The 19,299-nt window shown below is 69.8% G+C and carries 21 protein-coding genes; 3 read left to right on the top strand and 18 right to left on the bottom strand.

What is annotated here, in order from left to right; all coding sequences use genetic code 11:
- A complete protein-coding gene (locus ACEXQC_RS11855; protein WP_374822217.1) occupies nucleotides 1-825 on the top strand; it encodes an ABC transporter ATP-binding protein in 825 nt (274 codons plus the stop codon).
- A 157-nt stretch (nucleotides 826-982) separates the two neighbouring features.
- Here the strand turns inward: ACEXQC_RS11855 and ACEXQC_RS11850 are convergent, their stop codons facing one another.
- The 4 genes from ACEXQC_RS11850 to groES all read right to left on the bottom strand — a co-directional run bounded on the left by ACEXQC_RS11850 (nucleotide 983) and on the right by groES (nucleotide 4,598).
- Complete coding sequence (locus ACEXQC_RS11850) at nucleotides 983-2,344, bottom strand: ABC transporter substrate-binding protein (RefSeq protein WP_374822215.1); 1,362 nt, start codon at nucleotides 2,342-2,344, stop codon at nucleotides 983-985.
- A 143-nt stretch (nucleotides 2,345-2,487) separates the two neighbouring features.
- Nucleotides 2,488-3,237 (bottom strand): ABC transporter substrate-binding protein, encoded by a 750-nt coding sequence (locus ACEXQC_RS11845; RefSeq protein ID WP_374822212.1) that lies wholly within the window; start codon nucleotides 3,235-3,237, stop codon nucleotides 2,488-2,490.
- A gap of 7 nt (nucleotides 3,238-3,244) precedes the next feature.
- Nucleotides 3,245-4,210: an EamA family transporter RarD gene (rarD, locus tag ACEXQC_RS11840; RefSeq protein WP_374822209.1), complete on the bottom strand. Its 966-nt coding sequence runs from the start codon at nucleotides 4,208-4,210 to the stop codon at nucleotides 3,245-3,247.
- Nucleotides 4,211-4,301: 91 nt separating this feature from the next.
- A complete protein-coding gene (gene groES, locus ACEXQC_RS11835; protein WP_259525260.1) occupies nucleotides 4,302-4,598 on the bottom strand; it encodes a co-chaperone GroES in 297 nt (98 codons plus the stop codon).
- 134 nt (nucleotides 4,599-4,732) lie between these two features.
- Between groES and ACEXQC_RS11830 the strand changes: the two genes are divergently transcribed.
- Nucleotides 4,733-5,929 (top strand): THUMP-like domain-containing protein, encoded by a 1,197-nt coding sequence (locus ACEXQC_RS11830; protein ID WP_374822205.1) that lies wholly within the window; start codon nucleotides 4,733-4,735, stop codon nucleotides 5,927-5,929.
- 49 nt (nucleotides 5,930-5,978) lie between these two features.
- Here ACEXQC_RS11830 and ACEXQC_RS11825 read toward each other — a convergent pair whose 3' ends face one another.
- The 9 genes from ACEXQC_RS11825 to glmS form a co-directional block, all read right to left on the bottom strand.
- Complete coding sequence (locus ACEXQC_RS11825) at nucleotides 5,979-6,554, bottom strand: DUF4190 domain-containing protein (RefSeq protein ID WP_374822202.1); 576 nt, start codon at nucleotides 6,552-6,554, stop codon at nucleotides 5,979-5,981.
- 99 nt (nucleotides 6,555-6,653) lie between these two features.
- Nucleotides 6,654-6,932: a DUF4190 domain-containing protein gene (locus ACEXQC_RS11820; RefSeq protein ID WP_374822199.1), complete on the bottom strand. Its 279-nt coding sequence runs from the start codon at nucleotides 6,930-6,932 to the stop codon at nucleotides 6,654-6,656.
- An 88-nt stretch (nucleotides 6,933-7,020) separates the two neighbouring features.
- Nucleotides 7,021-8,085 (bottom strand): tRNA (adenosine(37)-N6)-threonylcarbamoyltransferase complex transferase subunit TsaD, encoded by a 1,065-nt coding sequence (gene tsaD, locus ACEXQC_RS11815; RefSeq protein ID WP_374822196.1) that lies wholly within the window; start codon nucleotides 8,083-8,085, stop codon nucleotides 7,021-7,023.
- Nucleotides 8,082-8,609 carry a ribosomal protein S18-alanine N-acetyltransferase gene (rimI, locus tag ACEXQC_RS11810; protein WP_374822194.1) on the bottom strand — a complete coding sequence of 176 codons (528 nt, stop codon included), beginning with the start codon at nucleotides 8,607-8,609 and terminating at the stop codon, nucleotides 8,082-8,084. The genes tsaD and rimI overlap by 4 nt, the downstream gene beginning before the upstream one ends.
- Nucleotides 8,606-9,211, bottom strand: coding sequence for a tRNA (adenosine(37)-N6)-threonylcarbamoyltransferase complex dimerization subunit type 1 TsaB (gene tsaB, locus ACEXQC_RS11805; RefSeq protein WP_374822191.1), 606 nt, complete (start codon nucleotides 9,209-9,211; stop codon nucleotides 8,606-8,608). Before tsaB ends, rimI begins: the two co-directional genes overlap by 4 nt.
- Before the next feature lie 61 nt (nucleotides 9,212-9,272).
- Complete coding sequence (gene alr, locus ACEXQC_RS11800) at nucleotides 9,273-10,862, bottom strand: alanine racemase (RefSeq protein WP_374822188.1); 1,590 nt, start codon at nucleotides 10,860-10,862, stop codon at nucleotides 9,273-9,275.
- A complete protein-coding gene (gene alr, locus ACEXQC_RS11795; protein ID WP_374822185.1) occupies nucleotides 10,859-11,968 on the bottom strand; it encodes an alanine racemase in 1,110 nt (369 codons plus the stop codon). The genes alr (ACEXQC_RS11800) and alr (ACEXQC_RS11795) overlap by 4 nt, the downstream gene beginning before the upstream one ends.
- Complete coding sequence (locus ACEXQC_RS11790; protein ID WP_374822182.1) at nucleotides 11,965-12,321, bottom strand: holo-ACP synthase; 357 nt, start codon at nucleotides 12,319-12,321, stop codon at nucleotides 11,965-11,967. The genes alr (ACEXQC_RS11795) and ACEXQC_RS11790 overlap by 4 nt, the downstream gene beginning before the upstream one ends.
- A 5-nt stretch (nucleotides 12,322-12,326) precedes the next feature.
- On the bottom strand, nucleotides 12,327-14,174 hold the full coding sequence (gene glmS / locus ACEXQC_RS11785; RefSeq protein WP_374822179.1) for a glutamine--fructose-6-phosphate transaminase (isomerizing): 1,848 nt from the start codon (nucleotides 14,172-14,174) through the stop codon (nucleotides 12,327-12,329).
- Between the two features lie 97 nt (nucleotides 14,175-14,271).
- Between glmS and coaA the strand changes: the two genes are divergently transcribed.
- Nucleotides 14,272-15,225, top strand: a complete 954-nt coding sequence (gene coaA, locus ACEXQC_RS11780; protein ID WP_374822177.1) for a type I pantothenate kinase — start codon at nucleotides 14,272-14,274, stop codon at nucleotides 15,223-15,225.
- Between the two features lies 1 nt (nucleotide 15,226).
- Here the strand turns inward: coaA and glmM are convergent, their stop codons facing one another.
- From glmM to rplQ, 5 genes are all read right to left on the bottom strand, one after another.
- The gene (gene glmM / locus ACEXQC_RS11775) at nucleotides 15,227-16,591 is read right to left on the bottom strand and encodes a phosphoglucosamine mutase (protein ID WP_374822174.1); all 1,365 of its coding nucleotides are present in this window, start codon (nucleotides 16,589-16,591) and stop codon (nucleotides 15,227-15,229) included.
- A 26-nt stretch (nucleotides 16,592-16,617) separates the two neighbouring features.
- On the bottom strand, nucleotides 16,618-17,103 hold the full coding sequence (gene rpsI / locus ACEXQC_RS11770; protein WP_374822171.1) for a 30S ribosomal protein S9: 486 nt from the start codon (nucleotides 17,101-17,103) through the stop codon (nucleotides 16,618-16,620).
- A 44-nt stretch (nucleotides 17,104-17,147) separates the two neighbouring features.
- Nucleotides 17,148-17,594, bottom strand: coding sequence for a 50S ribosomal protein L13 (gene rplM, locus ACEXQC_RS11765; RefSeq protein ID WP_259525279.1), 447 nt, complete (start codon nucleotides 17,592-17,594; stop codon nucleotides 17,148-17,150).
- A 165-nt stretch (nucleotides 17,595-17,759) separates the two neighbouring features.
- Nucleotides 17,760-18,641: a tRNA pseudouridine synthase A gene (locus ACEXQC_RS11760; protein ID WP_374822538.1), complete on the bottom strand. Its 882-nt coding sequence runs from the start codon at nucleotides 18,639-18,641 to the stop codon at nucleotides 17,760-17,762.
- Nucleotides 18,642-18,711: 70 nt separating this feature from the next.
- Nucleotides 18,712-19,269: a 50S ribosomal protein L17 gene (rplQ, locus tag ACEXQC_RS11755; RefSeq protein WP_374822168.1), complete on the bottom strand. Its 558-nt coding sequence runs from the start codon at nucleotides 19,267-19,269 to the stop codon at nucleotides 18,712-18,714.
- Between the last annotated feature and the right edge of the window lie 30 nt (nucleotides 19,270-19,299).

Raw genomic sequence — 19,299 nt, 5'->3', positions numbered from 1 at the left:
ATGAGCGACATCGATCCCAACGAGGTCAACGCCGAGACGAACGAGCTGGCGGCCGAACGCGCCGCCGCTCGCACGGCGGCGCCCACCGACCGCGGCGAGGTGGTGCTGAAGACCGACAACCTGGTCGGCGGCTACCTGCCCGGCGTCAACATCCTCAACGGCTGCACCATCGAGGCCTACCCGGGTGAGCTCATCGGCATCATCGGCCCGAACGGCGCCGGCAAGTCCACGGTGCTCAAGGCCATCTTCGGGCAGATCAAGATCCGGAGCGGTCGGGTCATCCTGAAGGGCGAGGACATCACGGGCCTCAAGGCCAACAAGCTCGTGACCAAGGGCGTCGGCATGGTGCCGCAGAACAACAACGTCTTCCCGAGCCTCACCATCGAGGAGAACCTCGAGATGGGCCTGTTCCAGAAGCCGTCGATCTTCTCCGAGCGCTTCGACTTCGTCACCACGCTCTTCCCCGAGCTCGGCAAGCGTCGCAAGCAGCGCGCCGGTTCGCTCTCGGGCGGTGAGCGCCAGATGGTGGCCATGGGCCGGGCGCTCATGATGGAGCCCTCGGTGCTGCTGCTCGACGAGCCCTCCGCCGGCCTCTCCCCCGTGCGGCAGGACGAGACGTTCATGCGTGTGCACCAGATCAACCGCGCGGGCGTCTCGGTCATCATGGTCGAGCAGAACGCCCGCCGCTGCCTGCAGATCTGCGACCGCGCCTACGTGCTCGACCAGGGCCGCGACGCCTACACGGGCACCGGCCGCGAGCTCATGAAGGACCCGAAGGTCATCGAGCTCTACCTCGGCACCCTGGCTGCCGACCAGGGCCACTAGAGCACCGGATGAAGGCCCGGCCCCGAGAGGGCCGGGCCTTTTCTCATGCCCGCGCCCGGCTGCGGCGAACGGCACAAGGCCGCGCAGCACACGCGGACAGCAGAAGGCCCGGCACCCTCCGAGGAGGGGCCGGGCCTGCGGTGTGCGGGGTGGGGAACTAGCCCGCGAGCGAACCGAACTCGACGTTCAGCGGCGCGTAGGTGTTGTCCTGACCGTACTGGTAGATACCGATGTAGGCCTCGGTCGGGTCACCGTTCTCATCGAACGTGATCGGGCCGGAGATGCCTTCGTAGTCGATGTCGGTGCCGGGGGTGGCCAGCAGGTCGGCGCATTCCGCGAACGAGGTGCACTTGGTGCCACCCTCGGAGACGGCCTGCATGTTGGCCTGGATGGTCGGACCATCGGCGGCGCCACCGGCGACGGCGGCGAGCGCCATCAGGTTGACAGCGTCGTACGACTCGGCAGCGTAGCTGTAGTCGTTCAGGTCGGGGTTGATGCCGAGCAGCTTGGCCTTGAACGCGTCATCGGCCAGCACGCCGGGCAGGGTGCCCTTGGCGCAGTTCAGGGTGCCGGCGTCGAAGTCCTCGTCGTAATTGGACAGGTTGCCGTCCACGAAGTAGACCTTGCTGCCGTCGAAGCCCTTGGTGCCCACGAGCTCGGGGATGATGACCTTGGTCTGGTCGAACGCGATGAGAGCGATCGAGTCAGGGTCTTCGGCGAGCACGGCGTCGATCTGAGCGCTGAACTGGCTGTCGCCCTCGTTGAACGCCTCGGAGGCGACGACGGTGCCGCCGGCGTTCTCGATGGCGGTCGTGACGTTGGACTCGAGGCCCGAGCCGTAGGCGTCGTTGAGGTAGATGATGCCCACGTTCTCGGCACCGTCGTTGACCATCAGGTTGCCGAGCACGCGGCCCTGCAGCACGTCGGAGGGAGCGGTACGGAAGTAGTACCCGCCGTCGGCGTAGGTCGTGAAGTCGGGCGAGGTGTTGGCGGGCGAGATCTGCACGACCTGCGCACCCGTCACCTGGTCGATGAAGGTGAACGACACACCGGACGACGCAGCGCCGACGATGCCGGAGACGCCCTGGCTGAGCAGGTCGGTCGCCGACTGGGTCGCGATGTCGGTCGTGGTGTCACCGGAGTCGCGGTGGATGACCTCGGCGTTGCCGCCGAGGACGCCTGCGGACGACGCGTTGATCTCGGCGATGGCGAGGTCGACACCGGCGATCTCGGGCGGGCCGAGGAAGGCCAGGGTTCCGGTGGTCGGCAGGATCGAGCCGATCTTGAACTTCGTGTCGCGCGTCTGTGCGGTCTCCGGAGCCGCGGGGGTGATCTCGGCTGCTGCGGTGGCGGCGTCAGGGCCACAGACGGCCGCAGCGGCGGTGGTCTCTCCCCCGTCGGTGCTGGGCGTCGACGAGCAGGAGGCCAGCAGCAGAGCGCCGGCACTGAACGCGGCGATACCCGCAACGATGGAGAGGGGCTTCGAGCGCGAGGTGGTGACCTTCGCAAATACGCTCATGGTGCTCCTTATTAGAATGAGTGCAGTTTCTCGGCAGGTTCGAAGAACCGGCCACGGGGTTCACGCTAAAGGGCAATCGACCCCGGAACAATACATTGGTGTTACAGCCATGTAACACGGCCAAATCGTTACCTGGCGGTGACCTACGCGACAGCCGTCGACAACGTGCCGGTCACTCCCGTGTAGCGGATGTCGGACCGCGTGGTGAGCACGTCGAGGCAGGCGCTGTAGCTCCGGCACTCCACGGCTCCGCTCGTGACGGCGGGCAGGAACTGCGCCACCGAGGTGCGCCCGTCGTCTCCCGCGAGCGCGGCGGCGAGGGCGATCATGACCACGGCGTCGTAGCTCTCCACCCCGTACCGCGCGTCGGTCAGGGTGGGATCGGAGGTCTTGAGCCTCTCGGTGAAGGCGTCCTCGGCCGAGACGGGGTCGCCGGTGGCGCCCACGAGCGCCACCCCGGTGCCGGCGGCGGCCTCGGCGAGCGCCGGCAGCACGGCCTGGGCGTTCGAGCCCACGAACGCGTCGACTCCCCTGGCATCGAGCTCGGAGACGGAGGCGGCCGCCGTCGCGGCCCCTGCGTCACCCGAGTCGGCGTGCACGAGGCGCACGGGACCGCCGTTCACCCCGCCCGCCTGCTGGATGTCGCGCGCGGCGAGCTCGGCCCCCGCCAGCGAGGGGGCGCCGATGGCGGAATCCGCCCCCGACAGCGGCACCACGACCCCGATGAGCAGGGTGCCGTCTCCCGAGGGGATGGGCTGGGCCATGGAGGGGATGGGGGTCAGCAGGGACGTCGGCGCCGCGGCCTCCTCCGCCGTGCAGCCGGTCGCGGCGAGAGCCACGGCGGCGACGACCGCCACGGTGGCGGCGACCCGGAGGAAGGTGCGGGAGCTCATGATCGGATCACCCTATCGGTTCCTCCACGGGGGCCGCGTTCGCACCACGCGACCGCCCGGCGGCCCGCACCATGTCGACCACGAGGATGACGAGGGCGATCCAGACGATCACGAAACCGGCCCAGCGCTCGATCGGCATCGGCTCGCCCAGCACGGCCACACCGATCACGAACTGCAGCACGGGGGCGATGAACTGCACGAGGCCCACCCAGATGAGCGGCAGGCGTCGGGCTGCTGCCGCGAAGAGGAGGAGGGGTGTCGCGGTGGCGACTCCCGTGAGCACCATGAGCACGGTCGGGCCCCAGCCCTGGGTGCCGAGCACGAGGCCCTCGGGGAAGGTGAGGCCCACCACGAGGAGGATGACCACGGCCACGGGAGCGAGCCAGGCCGTCTCGAGAGTGAGGCCGCTCACCGCGTCGACGCGGGGCCCGACCTTCTTCTTCACGAGCCCGTACGAGCCGAACGACCCGGCCAGGATGAGCGCGATCCACGGCACCGTTCCGTGCCCGATCGCCAGCACGAGCACGGCGACCGCGGAGATCGCGATGGCCACCCACTGCAGGCGGCGCAGGCGCTCGTGCAGCACGAGCACTCCGAGCAGCACGGTCACGATGGGGTTGATGAAGTAGCCGAGCGAGGTCTCGACCACCTGATCGTCGAGCGTGGCGAGGATGTAGGTCTGCCAGTTGACGTAGATGAGCACCGCGGCCACGGCCATCAGTCCGAGCAGTCTCCCCTGGCGAGCGATGGCGAAGAACGGGGCCCAGGACCGCGTGACGGTGAGCAGGAGCGCGCAGAAGACGAGCGAGAAGACGATGCGCCAGCCCACGATCTCGAACCCCGAGGCGGGCCGCAGCAGCAGGAAGTAGAGGGGGAGCACGCCCCACATCGCGTAGGCGCCCACGGCGTTGAGGAGGCCGGACCGGAACTTCTCCGACTCGGTGCCTGCGATGGCGAGCGGGGAGGGTGGCACCGCGTCACTCTATCCCGGAACGAGCCCTGTCCCGGAATGCGAAGAACCCGGGCGGCCGAAGCCACCCGGGTTCTCGTCACGTCTGGAGCGGTCAGCGCACCACGACGGCGAGCACGTCGCGAGCCGAGAGCACGAGCAGGTCCTCTCCGCCGTACTTCACCTCGGTTCCGCCGTACTTGGAGTAGATGACCTTGTCGCCGACGGCGACGTCGAGCGGCACGCGGTTGCCGTTGTCGTCGATGCGGCCGGGGCCGACGGCGACGACTTCACCCTCCTGGGGCTTCTCTTTCGCGGTGTCGGGGATGACGAGACCGGAAGCAGTGGTCTGCTCAGCTTCGACCTGCTTGATGACGATGCGATCCTCGAGCGGCTTGATGGAGACCGACACGGTTGACCTCTTCTTTCTCAGTTACAAAACGTCTGGGTTAGCACCCTCACACCGAGAGTGCTAATCCCGAGTTTAGAGGCACCCTTGGCACTCGCGCAACGTGAGTGCCAGGAGAGCCTTGGTAGCGTGAGCGAATGGATTCCGCCGAACTCGCTCATCTGTTCACCGCGGAAGGGCTCCGGCTGGTCGACGATCTGCCTCCGTACTCCACGATCGACGCGGTCGCCCAGGTCTCCGCTCTGCGCAAGGCCGGCCACGCCCCCGGCCTCGTCACCGCCGTGCTCACACAGGCTCGACTGCGCGAGAAGGCGGCCGCCAAGTTCGGCGCGTTCGCCCCTCGGCTGCTCTACACGCAAGCGGGGCTCGAGCAGGCGACCAGGCTCTCGGTGGCCGCCCTGCACGCGGGCCGGTTCCGCGAGGCCGGCGTGCAGAAGGTCGCCGATCTCGGGTGCGGTCTCGGCACCGACGCCCTCGCCATAGCCGCTCTCGACATCCCCGTCGTCGCGGTCGAGCTCGACGAGGTGACCGCCGCCGTCGCCGCCTACAACCTCGCGGCGTTCCCGCACGCCGAGGTGGTCAACGCCGATGCCGAGACCTACGACCTGGATGCGGCGGGTGTCGACGCCGTCTACCTCGACCCGGCCAGGCGCACCGCGGGATCGGGGTCGACGAGCAGGCTGACCCGCCCGGAGGACTATTCCCCCTCGGTCGACTTCGCCTTCGGCCTCGCATCCTCCCGGCCGGTGGGGGTCAAGCTCGGTCCGGGCTTCGACCGCGAGCTCATCCCCGCCGAGGCGGAGGCGCAGTGGATCTCGGTCGATGGGCAGCTGGTCGAGATGGGGCTGTGGTTCGGAGCTCTCGCTCGACCGGGGGTGCGGAGGTCGGCCCTCGTGCTCGCCGGCGGCTCCTCGTCGGAGCTCACGGCGGAGGCCGACAGCGCCGACGCCGAGGTGCGGCCGCTCGGCGACTACCTCTACGAACCCGACGGCTCCATCATCCGCGCACGACTCATCGGCGCCCTCGCCGAGCGCCTCGGGGCGGGCATGGTCTCCTCCTCGATCGCCTACCTCACGGCCGACGAGCTCAAGCCCACGCCGTTCGCACGCGCCTTCCGGGTGCTCGAGCGCCTGCCCGCGGGCGAGGCCGCCCTCAAGAAGGCCCTTCGGGAGCGACGGATCGGCACGCTCGAGATCAAGAAGCGCGGCATCGACGTCGATCCGGCCACGCTGCGCACGCGACTCGCGCTGAAGGGCCCCGGTTCCGCCACTCTCGTGCTCACCCGCATCGACGGAGCGCATGCTGCGCTGCTCGTCGAGCGGGTGGACGTGTGAGCGGCGGGCCGGGGCCCTCCCTCTGTGACCGGCAGAGCCGGCCCGCGGATCAATACGTCGAGTAGGTGTACGCCGAGCTGCCCGCGGCGGCGACGATCACGACGATGAAGATGATGTACGCGATGACGAGGAGCACGGCGAGGCCGGTGAACACGTACGAGAGGATGAGCCCGGCCTTGGCCAGGCCGCGGCCCGACTCACCCGTGCGGTCGATCTGCTTGAGCGCGATGTGCCCGGTCACGATGCCCGCGACGGAGAACAGGAACGCGAGGATGATCGTGATGATCGCGAGCGTGTTCATGGGCGGGGCCGCGGGAGCCTGGTAGCCGTAGTACGGCTGCTGGGCCGGCGGCTGGTACCCGGGAGGGGCCTGCTGGTAGCCGGGGTTCGCGGGCGGTGCCTGGTAGCCACCGGTCGGCGGCTGCTGGTAGCCGCCAGGAGCCTGGGGCTGCTGGTAGGCCGGGGCCGCGGGAGCCTTGTCCAGGTTCGGCGCCGAGGGGGCGGCCGGGTAGCTCGGGGGCGGGGTCTGGCCGGGTGCCGCCGGGGCACCGGACTGGCCGGGAGGGGTGACGGGGGGAACGGGAGGTTCTCCCGAAGACGGGGTGGAGTTGTTGGTGTCGCTCACGGGGAACGCCCTTTCGCACGGTGGCCGAGTGGCCGTGGACTGCCGGTCGGTTAACAGAGTAGGCGCAGGCGGCGCTGTGGCCACCTGCGCCCGCAGATCTCAGTAGGTGTCGATGGTGGTGCTCGCGGCGCCGAGGGCGATGGTCGCGATGATGACGATGATGATCAGCACGATCGAGATCGCACCGATGACGATGCCGGCGATGGCGAGGCCACGGCCGCTCTCGCCGGTCTTCTTGATCTGGTTGAGGCCGATGGCACCCAGGATGATCGCGATGACGTTGAAGCCGAGGATCGAGGCGACGAGCGAGACGATCGCCAGCACATTCGTCTTCTGCGCGGCGGGAACCGCTGCGTAGCCGGGGGTGGGTTCAGTCAAGGGAGGGCTCCAATTCGCCTAGATGACAATGACGGCCCTATCGTGACAGGCTCCCTGAGAAAGTGTCAATGACGTCGGCAACACTTGTTCATGACGTTCCGGTGCCGGCCACCTGGATCTCGGTGACCGGGAGCGTGGAATCGGCCCCGAACCCGAGCGTCGAGGGAGCATGCCCCGCCATCACGAGCTGAGCGCCGAGAGCGGCGATCATGGCCCCGTTGTCGGTGCAGAGAGCGAGCGGGGGGATCCGCAGGGCGACGCCCGCCAGCTCCGCGCGTCTGGCCGCTTCCTCGCGCACGCGGGCGTTGGCGACGACCCCGCCGCCGAGCAGCAGTCGGGGTATGCCGAACTCCTCCGTGGCCCTGAAGGCCTTCGTGAGCAGCACGTCCACCACGGCCTCGCGGAAGCTCGCGGCCACGTCCGCCACCGGCACCTGCTCGCCCGCGTCCTCCGCCCGCTCCACCCAGCGCGCCACCGCCGTCTTGAGGCCCGAGAACGAGAAGTCGTAGCGGTGCGCGGCGTCGTCCTTCGGCAGCAGCAGCCCGCGCGGGAAGCGGATGGCGGTGGGGTCGCCACCCATGGCGGCCCTGTCGATCTCGGGGCCGCCGGGGTAGGGCAGGCCCAGGATGCGCGCGACCTTGTCGAAGGCCTCGCCCGCGGCGTCGTCGATGGTCTCGCCGAGCAGCTCCACGTCGCCCACGAGGTCGCGCACCACGAGCAGGGAGGTGTGCCCGCCCGAGACGAGCAGGGCGATCGTCGGGTACTCGAGCGGCTCGTCGGCGAGCACGTCCGCCCCCACGTGGCCCACGAGGTGGTTGACGGCGTAGAGCGGCCGCCCGGTGGCCACGGCGAGCGCCTTCGCGGCCCCCACCCCCACCATGAGCGCTCCCGCGAGCCCTGGACCGCTCGTCACCGCGATCGCGTCGACGTCGCCGAGCGCGATCCCGGCCTCGACGAGGGCGGCTTCGATCGTGGGGTTCATGGCCTCGAGGTGCGCCCTGGCGGCCACCTCGGGCACGACCCCGCCGTAGCGGGCGTGCTCGTCCATCGACGAGGCGATCACGTTGGCGAGCAGGGTGCGGCCGCGCACGATCCCCACCCCCGTCTCGTCGCACGAGGTCTCGATGCCGAGCACGATCGGTTCGCGCGTCATGACGGGTCTCCTTGGGCGGTGGCGAGAGCAGGGGTGCGACCGGCCAGGTCGAGCTGCATCACGATCGCATCGACGCTGTCGGGTTGGTAGTACTTCGGGCGTCGGGCGATGTCGATGAAGCCGAGCGAGACGTAGAGGGCGTGCGCCACGGGGTTGTCGGCGCGCACCTCGAGCAGCACGCTCCTGGCACCGCGATCCGTCGCCTCGGCGATGAGCCGCATCATGAGCTGACGACCGAGACCGCGGCCCCTGGCCGACTCGGCGACGGCGATGGTCTGGATGTCGGCGATGTCCGTGCCGGGCGGGCAGAGCAGGCCGGCGTAGCCCTGCAGCGCGCCGGGGTCGGCGGCGAAATCGGGGTCGGGCGCCTCGGCGTCGAGCCCCACGAGGTAGTAGCCGTACGGATGCGCGATCTCGCTCGCCATCGACTCCCGCGACCACGCATCGTGGGCGAAGGAGGCGTTCTCGAGCGCCATCACGGCGTCGAGGTCGGTCACGGTGGCCCGCCGGAGACGCCAGCTCATCGGGTCACGCGCTTCCTGGCTCCCGGCATCGTGACGTCGGGCGAACGCAGGTAGAGCGGCTCGGCGAGGTCGGGCTGCTGCCCGGCCAGGGATCGCGTCACCCGACCGAGCGCCCCCGCGCTGATCTGCGTCGCGTCGACGCGCTCGAACTCGGGGTACGGCAGCTCGTCCGGTCGGCAGAGCGCCGGGCCGTCGCTCCGCACCATGCCGGCATCGTCGAGGTCGTAGCTCGACCAGTACACCTCGCGGCGGCGCGCATCCGTGACCACGAGCACAGGGCCGCGCACCCCCGCAGACCATTCGTCGAACGCCACGGCGTCGTGACTCACGGCGGGCACGAGGGGGCGGCCGATGCCGAGGGCGAAGGCCCGGGCCGCGGCGATGCCGACCCTGAGGCCCGTGAAGGGGCCGGGGCCCATGCCCGCCACCACGAGGTCGATCCCGCGGGGTTCGACCCCGGCCTCGGCGAGCACGTCGCGGATCATCTCGCCGATGACCTCGGCGTGCCGCATCGTGTCCTCGGTGGAGCGCTCGGCGAGCACCAGGTCGCCGTCCACGACGGCCACGGAGGTTCCGGCGGAGGTGTCGATCGCGAGTAGCACCCCACGAGCCTAACGCCGCCGCGCGGGGCCGGGGCCGGGTCAGCAACGATGCAGAGCCGGGTCAGCGCCGGCGCGCTCCCGCGGGTGTGATCCGCACGATCCGGGGCTCCACGGGTGCGTCGCCCTCGTCGAGGCCCTCGTCACCGCCGCCGTGCGGGCGCTCGATGTCGATCGCCAGGAACGACTGGGTCAGCGCCTCGATCAACCCTCTGCCCCATTCGACGACCACCACGGAGCGCTCGAAGTCGATGTCGAGGTCGTCGAGCTCGAGCGCGCTGCCGAGCCGGTAGGCGTCGACGTGCACGAGAGCGGGGCCGCCCACGAGCGACGGATGCGTGCGGGCGAGCACGAAGGTGGGGCTCGTCACGGGGCCGCGCACTCCGAGGCCCTCGCCGAGGCCCCTCGTGAAGGTCGTCTTGCCCGCGCCGAGATCGCCCGAGAGCACCACCACGTCGCCCGCGCGGAGGCCCTCCCCCACGCTCCTGCCGAACTCGTGCATCTCCTCGGGGGTCGCGATCGTGCGCTCCTCCACGGCCTCGTGCAGGTGGATCCGCTCCACTCGGGCGCCCACTCGCGCCACGATCTCGTCGCCGATCGTCGAGGCCCAACCGGCCCACTCCTCGGCGGTCGGCTCGCCGAGGTCGCCCTCGCCGAACACCACCACCTCGTCGCCGACCTCCACCGGGGTGTCGCCCAGATCGACCACGAACTGATCCATCGCCACCCGTCCGGCGATCGGATGGCGGCGACCGCCGATCCACACCTCCGCGGCGCCCGATGCGATGCGCGGGATGCCGTCGGCGTAGCCGAGCGGCACGAGCGCGAGGGTCGACTCCGCCGCCGTGCGGTAGGTCAGGCCGTAGGAGACACCGTGGCCGGCGGGCACCCGCTTGGTCGAGACCACGCGGCTGCGCAGCGTCATCACGGGCCGGAGCCCCAGGTCGCGCGCGGTCTGGTCGTCGAAGGGAGAGACCCCGTAGGCGGCGATGCCGAAACGCACCATGCCGAGCCGCGCCTCCGGCATCCGGATGCCCGCCGAGGAGGCCGCGAGGTGCACGAGCTCGAAGCGGGCACCGAGCTCCTCGGCCACCGCCACCGCGCGGTGCAGCCGATCGAGAGCCGCCCTGTCCGCCTCCGTCGAGGCGTCGGCCAGGTGCGACCACGCGGCGTACAGTCGCACAGCACCCGCAGCGTCGTAGGCGAGGGCCGACCGCACGAGCTCGGGCCAGTCGGCCTCCGTGGCGCCGTTCCGGCTCAGCCCCGTGTCGATCTTGAGGTGCACCCGCGGAGCCCGTGAGGCCCCCGCAGCCGCGATCGCGTCGAGCTGCCAGACGGCGGAGATGCCCAGATCGACATCGGCCTCGGCGGCCTCACCGAAGAGCGCGTCGGGATCGTGCATCCACGCGAAGATCGGTGCGGTGATGCCGGCAGCACGCAGCTCGAGGGCGGCCGGGATGTCGAGCACCGCGAGCGAGGTCGCCCCCGACTCGAGGGCCGCTCTCGCCACTTTCACCATTCCGTGCCCGTAGGCGTCGGCCTTCACGGCGAGCATCGTCGTGGCCGGTGCGGCGAGCCCAGAGAGCACCCGCACATTGTGCCGGAACGCGTCGAGATCGATCACGGCCTCGCGGTCGGGGGACGCGCCGCTCATCGCTCCACCCGCTTAACCCGGCGGCCGAGCCGCGTCACGATCTCGTAGTTGATGGTCGAGGCGGCACGACCCCAGTCGTCGGCGGTCGGCTCGCCCCGGGCGGCATCGCCGAAGAGCACCACGCGGTCGCCCACCTCGGCGTGGTGCTCGCCGAGATCCACCACGAACTGGTCCATGGCCACCCGGCCCACGATCGGGTGGAGCCCTCCGCCCACTTGCACGTGCCCGGTGTTCGAGACGTGGCGGGGAATGCCGTCGGCGTAGCCGAGCGGCACGAGACCGAGCCACGTGTCGCGCTCCGTGCGATAGGTGTAGCCGTACGAGACGCCCGTGCCCGCCGCCACCCGCTTCACCGAGAAGAGCCTGCTCTCGAGGCGCATCGCGGGCCGGAGTCCGAGCTCCGCCGAGGTGCGGTCGTCGAAGGGCGAGAGTCCGTAGGCGCCAATGCCGAGCCGCACGAGGTCGAGCCTCGTCTCGGGCAGTCGAAGGGCCCCGGCCGTCGAGGCGAGGTGCCGCAGACCGGGGTCGACGCCGAGGCTCCGCAGCAGCTGCTCCGCCTCGAGGAAGGCGGCGAGCTGGGCCCGGTCCTCGTCGTCGTCGGTGTTCGAGAGGTGACTGAAGAGACCCTCGAGACGGATGCGACCCTGCTCTACGGCGTCTCGCGCGGCCTCGAAGACGGCGCGCCACTCGGATCGCTGCACCCCGTTACGGCCGAGACCTGTGTCGACCTTGAGGTGCACGAGCGCAGGCCGATCCGCCGTGCCCGCCTGCATGGCGCGCTCGAGCTGCAGCGCCGTGCTCACGCCCACCGAGACGTCGGCGGCCACGGCAGCCTCGAACGACGGGTCGTGACCGTGCAGCCACGCCAGCACGGGAACCTCGATGCCGGCGGCCCGCAGTGCGAGGGCCTCGTCGACATCGGCCACGCCGAGCCACGTCGCTCCGCCCGCGAGGGCCGCCCGCGCAGCCGTGAGCGCTCCGTGACCGTAGCCATCGGCCTTCACGACCACCATGACCTCGGCGGGCGCCACGAGGGAGACGACGTGAGCCACGTTCGCGGCGATGGCCTCGGAGTCGATGACGGCCCGGCGGAGCGCCTCGCTCATGAGCCGGACTCCGCCACCACGAAGGCCATCGCGTGCCCTCCGTCGTGCGTGAGGCTCAGGTGCACCCGGCTCGCCCCGATGCCGGCGACCGCAGCGGCGACACCGCCGGAGAGCGCGAACCCGGGGTTGCGGTGCTCGTCGGAGACCACTTCCATGTCGTGCCAGCGGAACTCCGCCGAATGCCCCACGGCCTTGATGAGCGCTTCCTTGGCCGCGAAGCGGGCCGCGAGCGATCGCAACGGCAGCCCGCGTTCGCCAGGAGCGAACAGCCGATCGCGCAGTCGGGGGGTCCGCTCGAGAGAACGCTCGAACCGCGCGACGTCGACCATGTCGACTCCGACTCCGACGATCACGGCGCCTACTCGACCGTGACGGACTTCGCGAGGTTGCGCGGCTGGTCCACGTCGAGGCCCTTGGCGGTCGCGAGCTCCATGGCGAAGAGCTGCAGCGGGATGACGGTCAGCAGCGGCTCGAAGAGCGGAGCCGCGAGCGGGATGCGGATGACCTCGTCGGCGAACGGCAGCACGGCCACGTCGCCCTCCTCGGCGATCGCGAGGATGCGGGCACCGCGGGCGCGGATCTCCTGGATGTTCGAGACCACCTTCGCGTGCAGCGAGTTCGGGTCGCGCGGGCTCGGCACCACCACGAACACGGGCTGCCCCGGCTCGATGAGGGCGATCGGACCGTGCTTCAGCTCACCGGCGGCGAAGCCCTCGGCGTGGATGTAGGCGAGCTCCTTGAGCTTGAGCGCGCCCTCGAGCGCCACGGGGTAGCCCACGTGGCGGCCGAGGAAGAGCACGGCCCGACTGTCGGACATCCACTTCGCCAGTTGCGTGATCTCAGCGCCGTTCGTGAGCACCTTCGCGATCTTGGCGGGGATGTTCTGGAGTTCGGCGAGCTGCTCGGCGGCGACGTCGGCATCGAGTGTGCCGCGCACGCGCGCGAGGTGAAGACCGAACAGGTAGAGCGCGGTGATCTGCGCCACGAAGGCCTTCGTGGAGGCCACAGCCACCTCAGGGCCGGCGTGGGTGTAGACCACGGCGTCGGACTCGCGGGCGATCGTGGCGCCCTGCGTGTTGCAGATCGAGAGCGTGCGGGCGCCGTTGGCGATGGCGTACTTCACGGCCATGAGCGTGTCCATCGTCTCACCGGACTGGCTGATCGAGATCACGAGCGTGCGCGGGGTGAGCACGGGCTCGCGGTAGCGGAACTCGTGCGAGAGCTCGACCTCCACGGGAACGCGGGCCCACTTCTCGATGGCGTACTTTCCGAGCATGCCGGAGTAGGCCGCCGTGCCGCAGCCGATCACCACGATGCGATCGATGTCGGTCAGCACGTCGTCGATGTCGGCGAGCTCGCGCAGCACGACCTTGCCCTCGTCGACCCGGCCGAGGATCGTGTTCGCCACGGCCTCGGGCTCCTCGCTGATCTCCTTCGCCATGAAGCTCGACCAGCCGCCCTTCTCGGCGGCGGAGGCATCCCACGACACCTCGAACTCGTCGACCTCCACGGGGTTGCCGTCGAAGTCGGTCACCGTGACCTCGTCGGGCGTGATCACGACGATCTGGTCCTGCCCGATGGCGAGCGCGCGGTGCGTGTGCTCCACGAACGCTGCCACGTCGGAGCCCAGGAAGTTCTCGCCCTCGCCGAGCCCGATCACGAGCGGCGAGTTGCGGCGGGCGCCGACCACCCTGCCCGGCTCGTCCTGGTGCAGGGCGAGCAGCGTGAAGGCGCCCTCGAGACGCGAGACCACGCGGGCGAGTGCATTGGGGAGCCCGTCGCCCACCTCGTACTCGCGGCCGAGCATCTTGGCGGCCACCTCGGTGTCGGTCTCGCTGTCGAACACGAAGCCGTCTTCGAGCAGCTCCTGCTTGAGCACGGCGAAGTTCTCGATGATCCCGTTGTGGATGAGCGCGATGCGACCGTCGGCCGAGAGGTGCGGATGCGCGTTGCCGTCGGTCGGCCCGCCGTGCGTCGCCCAGCGGGTGTGACCGATGCCGGTCTGACCGTCCGCCATCGGGCGCGCCTCGAGGTCATCGGCCAGCACGGCGAGCTTGCCCGCGCGCTTCCTGGTCGAGAGCGATCCGTCCTCACCGATCACGGCGACACCCGCGGAGTCGTAGCCCCGGTACTCCAGTCGACGCAGTCCACCGAGGAGCACCTCGAGACTGCTGTTGCTGCCGACATAGCCCACGATTCCACACATGCCCACGAGTTTAGTCGAGCCCACCTGGGGGTCCGTCAGCGCCGGATGCGCCGCGCCGTGCGTGCGGTGGCCGGCGATCGGGCAGAATGGGAGGTCTATGCCCGATTCCGCCGCCACTCCCGGACTCGCGCAGTTCAGCCCCTTCGTCGAATTCGACCGGGCGCACTGGGCGGCTCTCGCGCCGACCACGCCGCTCCCGCTCAAGGAGACCGAGATCGTGCAGCTGCGCGGCCTCGGCAACCCGCTCGACCTGCGCGAGGTCACCGAGGTCTACCTCCCGCTGGCCCGGCTCATCAACCTCTACGCCTCGAGTGCGCAGCAGCTGCACCGGGCGTCGACCGACTTCCTGGGCGAGAAGTCCAAGTCCACCCCGTTCGTGATCGGGGTCGCCGGCTCGGTGGCGGTGGGCAAGTCCACCACGGCGAGGCTCCTGCGCGAGCTGCTCGCACGCTGGTCGGATACGCCACGCGTGGAACTCGTCACCACCGACGGGTTCCTGCTGCCGAACGCCGAGCTCGAGCGGCGCGGTCTCATGCAGCGCAAGGGCTTCCCCGAGAGCTACGACCGCCGTGCCCTGCTGCGCTTCGTGAGCGCGGTGAAGAGCGGCAATCCCGAGGTGCGGGCGCCCTTCTACTCCCACCTCAGCTACGACATCGTGCCCGAGGCCCAGATCGTCGTGCGCCAGCCCGACATCCTCATCGTCGAGGGCCTCAACGTGCTGCAGCCGCCGTCGCACAGCAACCGGTTGGCCGTGAGCGACCTCTTCGACTTCTCGGTCTACGTGGATGCGCGCACACGCGACATCGCGAGCTGGTACGAGACGCGCTTCCTGGCGCTCCAGCAGGGGGCCTTCGCCAACCCCAAGTCGTACTTCCACCGCTACTCGAGCCTCTCCGAGGTCGAGGCGCGCGAGACGGCCCGCTCCATCTGGGAGTCGATCAACCTGCCGAACCTTCTCGACAACATCCGGCCCACCCGCTCGAGGGCCACCCTCGTCCTCCAGAAGGATGCAGACCACGCAGTCAACAAGGTGCTCCTGCGCAAGCTCTAGCTCAGTAGGACTGCTCTACTCCCGTGCTGAGGCGCTGGCGGACCACTTCTGCCAGCTGCTCGGCTATGCGGTCTGCCGTGGCCTGGTCGCCTGCTTCCACCATCACGCGCACGAGGGGCTCGGTGCCCGAGGGGCGGAGCAGCACTCGGCCGGTCTCGCCGAGGTCGGCCTCGGCTTCTGCCACCGCAGCGGCCAGGACTCGGTCGGTGGCCACGCCCTCCCGGTCGACGCCGCGCACGTTCACGAGCGTCTGCGGATAGACCTTCATCACCGAGGCGAGCTCGGCCAGGCTCTTGCCCGTCGCGGCCATGCGGCTGAGCAGCTGCAGACCGGTGAGGATGCCGTCGCCCGTCGTGGCGTAGTCGGCGAAGATGATGTGGCCTGACTGCTCGCCACCGAGGCTCAACTGCTTCTCGTTGATGGCCTCGAGCACGTAGCGGTCGCCCACCCGGGTCTCGAGCATCGTGATGCCGTGCTGCGCCATGGCGAGCTTGAGCCCGAGGTTCGACATCACGGTCGCCACGAGCGTGCTCTCGCGGAGCACTCCCCTGTCGAGTGCGCCGAGCGCCAGGATGGCCATGATCTGGTCACCGTCGATCGTGTTGCCGTGTGCATCGACCGCGAGGCACCTGTCGGCGTCGCCGTCGTGCGCGATCCCCACGTCGGCACCCGCGGCCACGACGGCCTCGGCCAGCTGACCGAGGTGGGTCGATCCGACCCCGTCGTTGATGTTCATGCCGTCGGGGTCGTTGCCGATCACCGTGATGGTCGCGCCCGCCTGGCTGAACGCCTCGGGCGAGACCCCGGCGGCCGCGCCGTGGGCGCAGTCGAGCACCACGTGGATGCCCTCGAGCCGATGGGGCAGCGTCGTGAGCAGGTGCACGACGTAGCGGTCCTCAGCATCGGCGAACCGACGGATGCGACCGATGTCGCCACCCAGCGGAGTGAGCTGCGGGTGCTCGAGAGCGGCTTCGATGCCGATCTCGATGTCGTCGGCCAGCTTCTTGCCGCCCGCGGCGAAGAACTTGATGCCGTTGTCGGGGGCCGGGTTGTGCGAGGCCGAGATCACGACGCCGAAGTCGGCGCCGATGTCGGCGATCAGGAACGCGGCCGCCGGGGTCGGCAGCACACCGGCGTCGAGAACGTCGACGCCGGAACTCGCGAAGCCCGCCGAAACGGCGGCTGCGATGAAATCACCGGATTGGCGGGGGTCGCGGGCGACCACGGCGACCGGTCGTCGACCGGCCGCCCGGGCCGCTTCACCCAGAACGCGTGCACCGGCCTGTGCGATCCGCAGAGCGAGATCGGCCGTGACGTCCTGGTTCGCGAGCCCCCGCACACCATCGGTGCCGAAAAGGCGAGCCATACGCTAAGCGTAGAGCCGAAGCGCGATCAGCGCTTCGAGAACTGCGACGCCTTACGGGCCTTCTTGAGACCGGCCTTCTTGCGCTCGATGACACGCGAGTCGCGAGAGAGGAAGCCGGCCTTCTTGAGCTGAGCGCGGTTGTTCTCGCGGTCGATCTCGTTGAGGGCACGAGCGATGGCGAGGCGGAGTGCGCCGGCCTGACCCGAGGGGCCACCACCGGTGATCTTCGCGACCACGTCGTACGAGCCCAGCAGGTCGAGCACCTTGAAGGGGTCGTTGATGAGCTGCTGGTGCAGCTTGTTGGGGAAGTAGTGCTCGAACTCACGGCCGTTCACCGTGAGGGTGCCGGCACCGGGGACGAGGCGCACGCGGGCGATGGCCTGCTTGCGACGGCCCACGGCTGCGCCGGAGACGTTGAGCACGGCACGGGGGGCGCTGGGCGCCTCGTCGGCCGGGGTTTCGGTGGAGTAGCTCTCGGGAGCCACGTCAATCTGGTCTGCGATCTTCGCCACGGTAGTTATGTGTCCTTTGTCTGAGTCTGCTGAAGCGAGGGACGCTACTGGGCGACCTGGTCGATGGTGTACGGGGTGGGCTGCTGGGCAGCGTGCGGGTGCTCTCCACCCGAGTAGACCTTCAGCTTGCGGAACTGGTCACGACCGAGCGAGGTCTTGGGCAGCATTCCGCGGATGGCCTTCTCGACGGCGCGCTCGGGGTTCTTCTCGAGCAGCTCGGAGTACGAGACGGCGGTGAGTCCACCCGGGTAGCCCGAGTGGCGGTAGGCCTTCTTCTGAGCCAGCTTCGAACCGGTGAGCGCGACCTTGTCGGCGTTCACGATGATCACGAAGTCGCCCATGTCCATGTGGGGCGTGAAGGTGGCCTTGTTCTTGCCACGGAGAATGGCGGCCGCGTGGCTGGCCAGACGGCCGAGAACGACGTCGGTCGCGTCGATGATGACCCAGCCCCGCTGGATCTCACTGGCTTTCGGGGTGTACGTGCGCGTCACAGGAGTGCTGCTTTCTTGGTCGAGGTGAGGAGTTCGTGAATCCCACTCCGGTGGGTCTTCCTCATCAGAACGATGGGGAAGGCAGCCGATGGAGGGCTCAACTTCGGGCGGCGCACCTGGGCGCGCACACCAAGGGTCTACGTTACGCGATACCACCCCTGGGCGTCAAATGAGCTCGCGACGCGCCCTCGTCTGCTCGGCACGCAGGGCGAGTGCGTCATCCGGTGGGTAGCCCACCTCTGTGAGCACGAGCCCCTTGGCCGGCATCACGAGGAACTCCCCCGTCCGTGCGCGCTCGTCCCTGAGCCTCAGGATGTCCTCCGCCGAGAGCGCCCCGTCGCCCACCGCCACCGTGGCCCCCACGAGCGACCGCACCATGCTGTGGCAGAACGCATCCGCTTCGAGCGACGCGATGAGCACGCCGTCGCCTCGACGCCGCCACGCGAACGAGCGCAGCGTGCGGATGGTGGTGGAGTGCGGCCGCGGCTTGCAGAAGGTGGCGTAGTCGTGCAGGCCGAGCAGCGCCCTCGCCGCGGTGTCCATGGCGTCGACGTCGAGCTCGGTGGGGTGCCGCACGGTGCGCCGACGCTCGAGCGGATCGTGCACGGCGGCGGCATCCGCCACTCGATAGCGGTAGCGGCGCCAACTGGCCGAGAAGCGGGCGTCGAAGCCGGCAGGGGCGAGCACGGATCGTGTGACCACCACGTCGGAGTCGGCGCCGAGCACGCCGTTGATGCGCTGCCCGAGCAGCAGTGCGAGCTCGCCCTCGCCGATCGAGGCGGGCGCCCCCCTGCGGCGGAGGCTCGCGAGCTGGCCGGGGGTGAGGTCGACGTGCGCCACCTGGCCCGTGGCGTGCACACCCGCATCGGTGCGCCCGGCCACGTGCAGCACGGGCTGCGGCGGATAGCGGCGGAGGATGACCCCCATGGTCTCCTCGAGCACCCCCTGCACGGTGCGGAAGCCCGGTTGCTTCGCCCACCCCGAGAAGTCGGTGCCGTCGTAGGCGATGTCGAGGCGCAGTCGCCTCGTCCCCGTCTCCTCGTGCATCACGTCCTCCATGTTAACGAGGAGGGCCCCGTCATCCTCTCGGATGCGGGGCCCTCTCGTGCAGGTGCTGCTACTTGGTCTCCTCCGCGGGAGCCTCGTCGGTGGTCTCCGCCTCGGCCGCGGCGGGAGCCTCGGTCTCGGTGGACTCCTCGACGACGGTCTCGTCGGTGCTCGCCTCGTCGGCGGTGGTCTCCTCGGCGGGAGCCTCCTCGACGAGAGCGGCAGCGGCGGCCGGTGCGGCCTTCGCGGTCGACTTCTTCTTCGGGGTCACGGGCTCGAGCACGAGCTCGATCTGCACCATGGGGGCGTTGTCGCCCTTGCGGAAGCCGAGCTTCGTGATGCGGGTGTAGCCGCCCTCGCGCTCCGCCATGAGCGGAGCGATCTCGGTGAAGAGCTCGTGCACGACCGACTTGTCGCCGATCACGCCGAGAACCCGACGACGAGCGTGCAGGTCACCGCGCTTGGCGAACGTGATCAGACGCTCGGTCAGCGGACGCATCCGCTTGGCCTTGGTCTCGGTCGTCTTGATGCTCTTGTGCGTGAACAAGGCAGCAGCCAGGTTGGCGAGGAGCAGGCGCTCGTGCGCCGGTCCGCCGCCGAGACGGGGTCCCTTGGTTGGCTTGGGCATTTCTTATCTCCAGATGTGGGTCAGTGTGTC

Origin of the sequence: Herbiconiux liukaitaii, assembly GCF_041927495.1 — a bacterium.
Lineage (GTDB): Bacteria > Actinomycetota > Actinomycetes > Actinomycetales > Microbacteriaceae > Herbiconiux > Herbiconiux liukaitaii.
The sequence above is the reverse complement of the archived record's forward strand: the minus strand, read 5'-3'. Positions and strand labels throughout refer to the sequence as shown.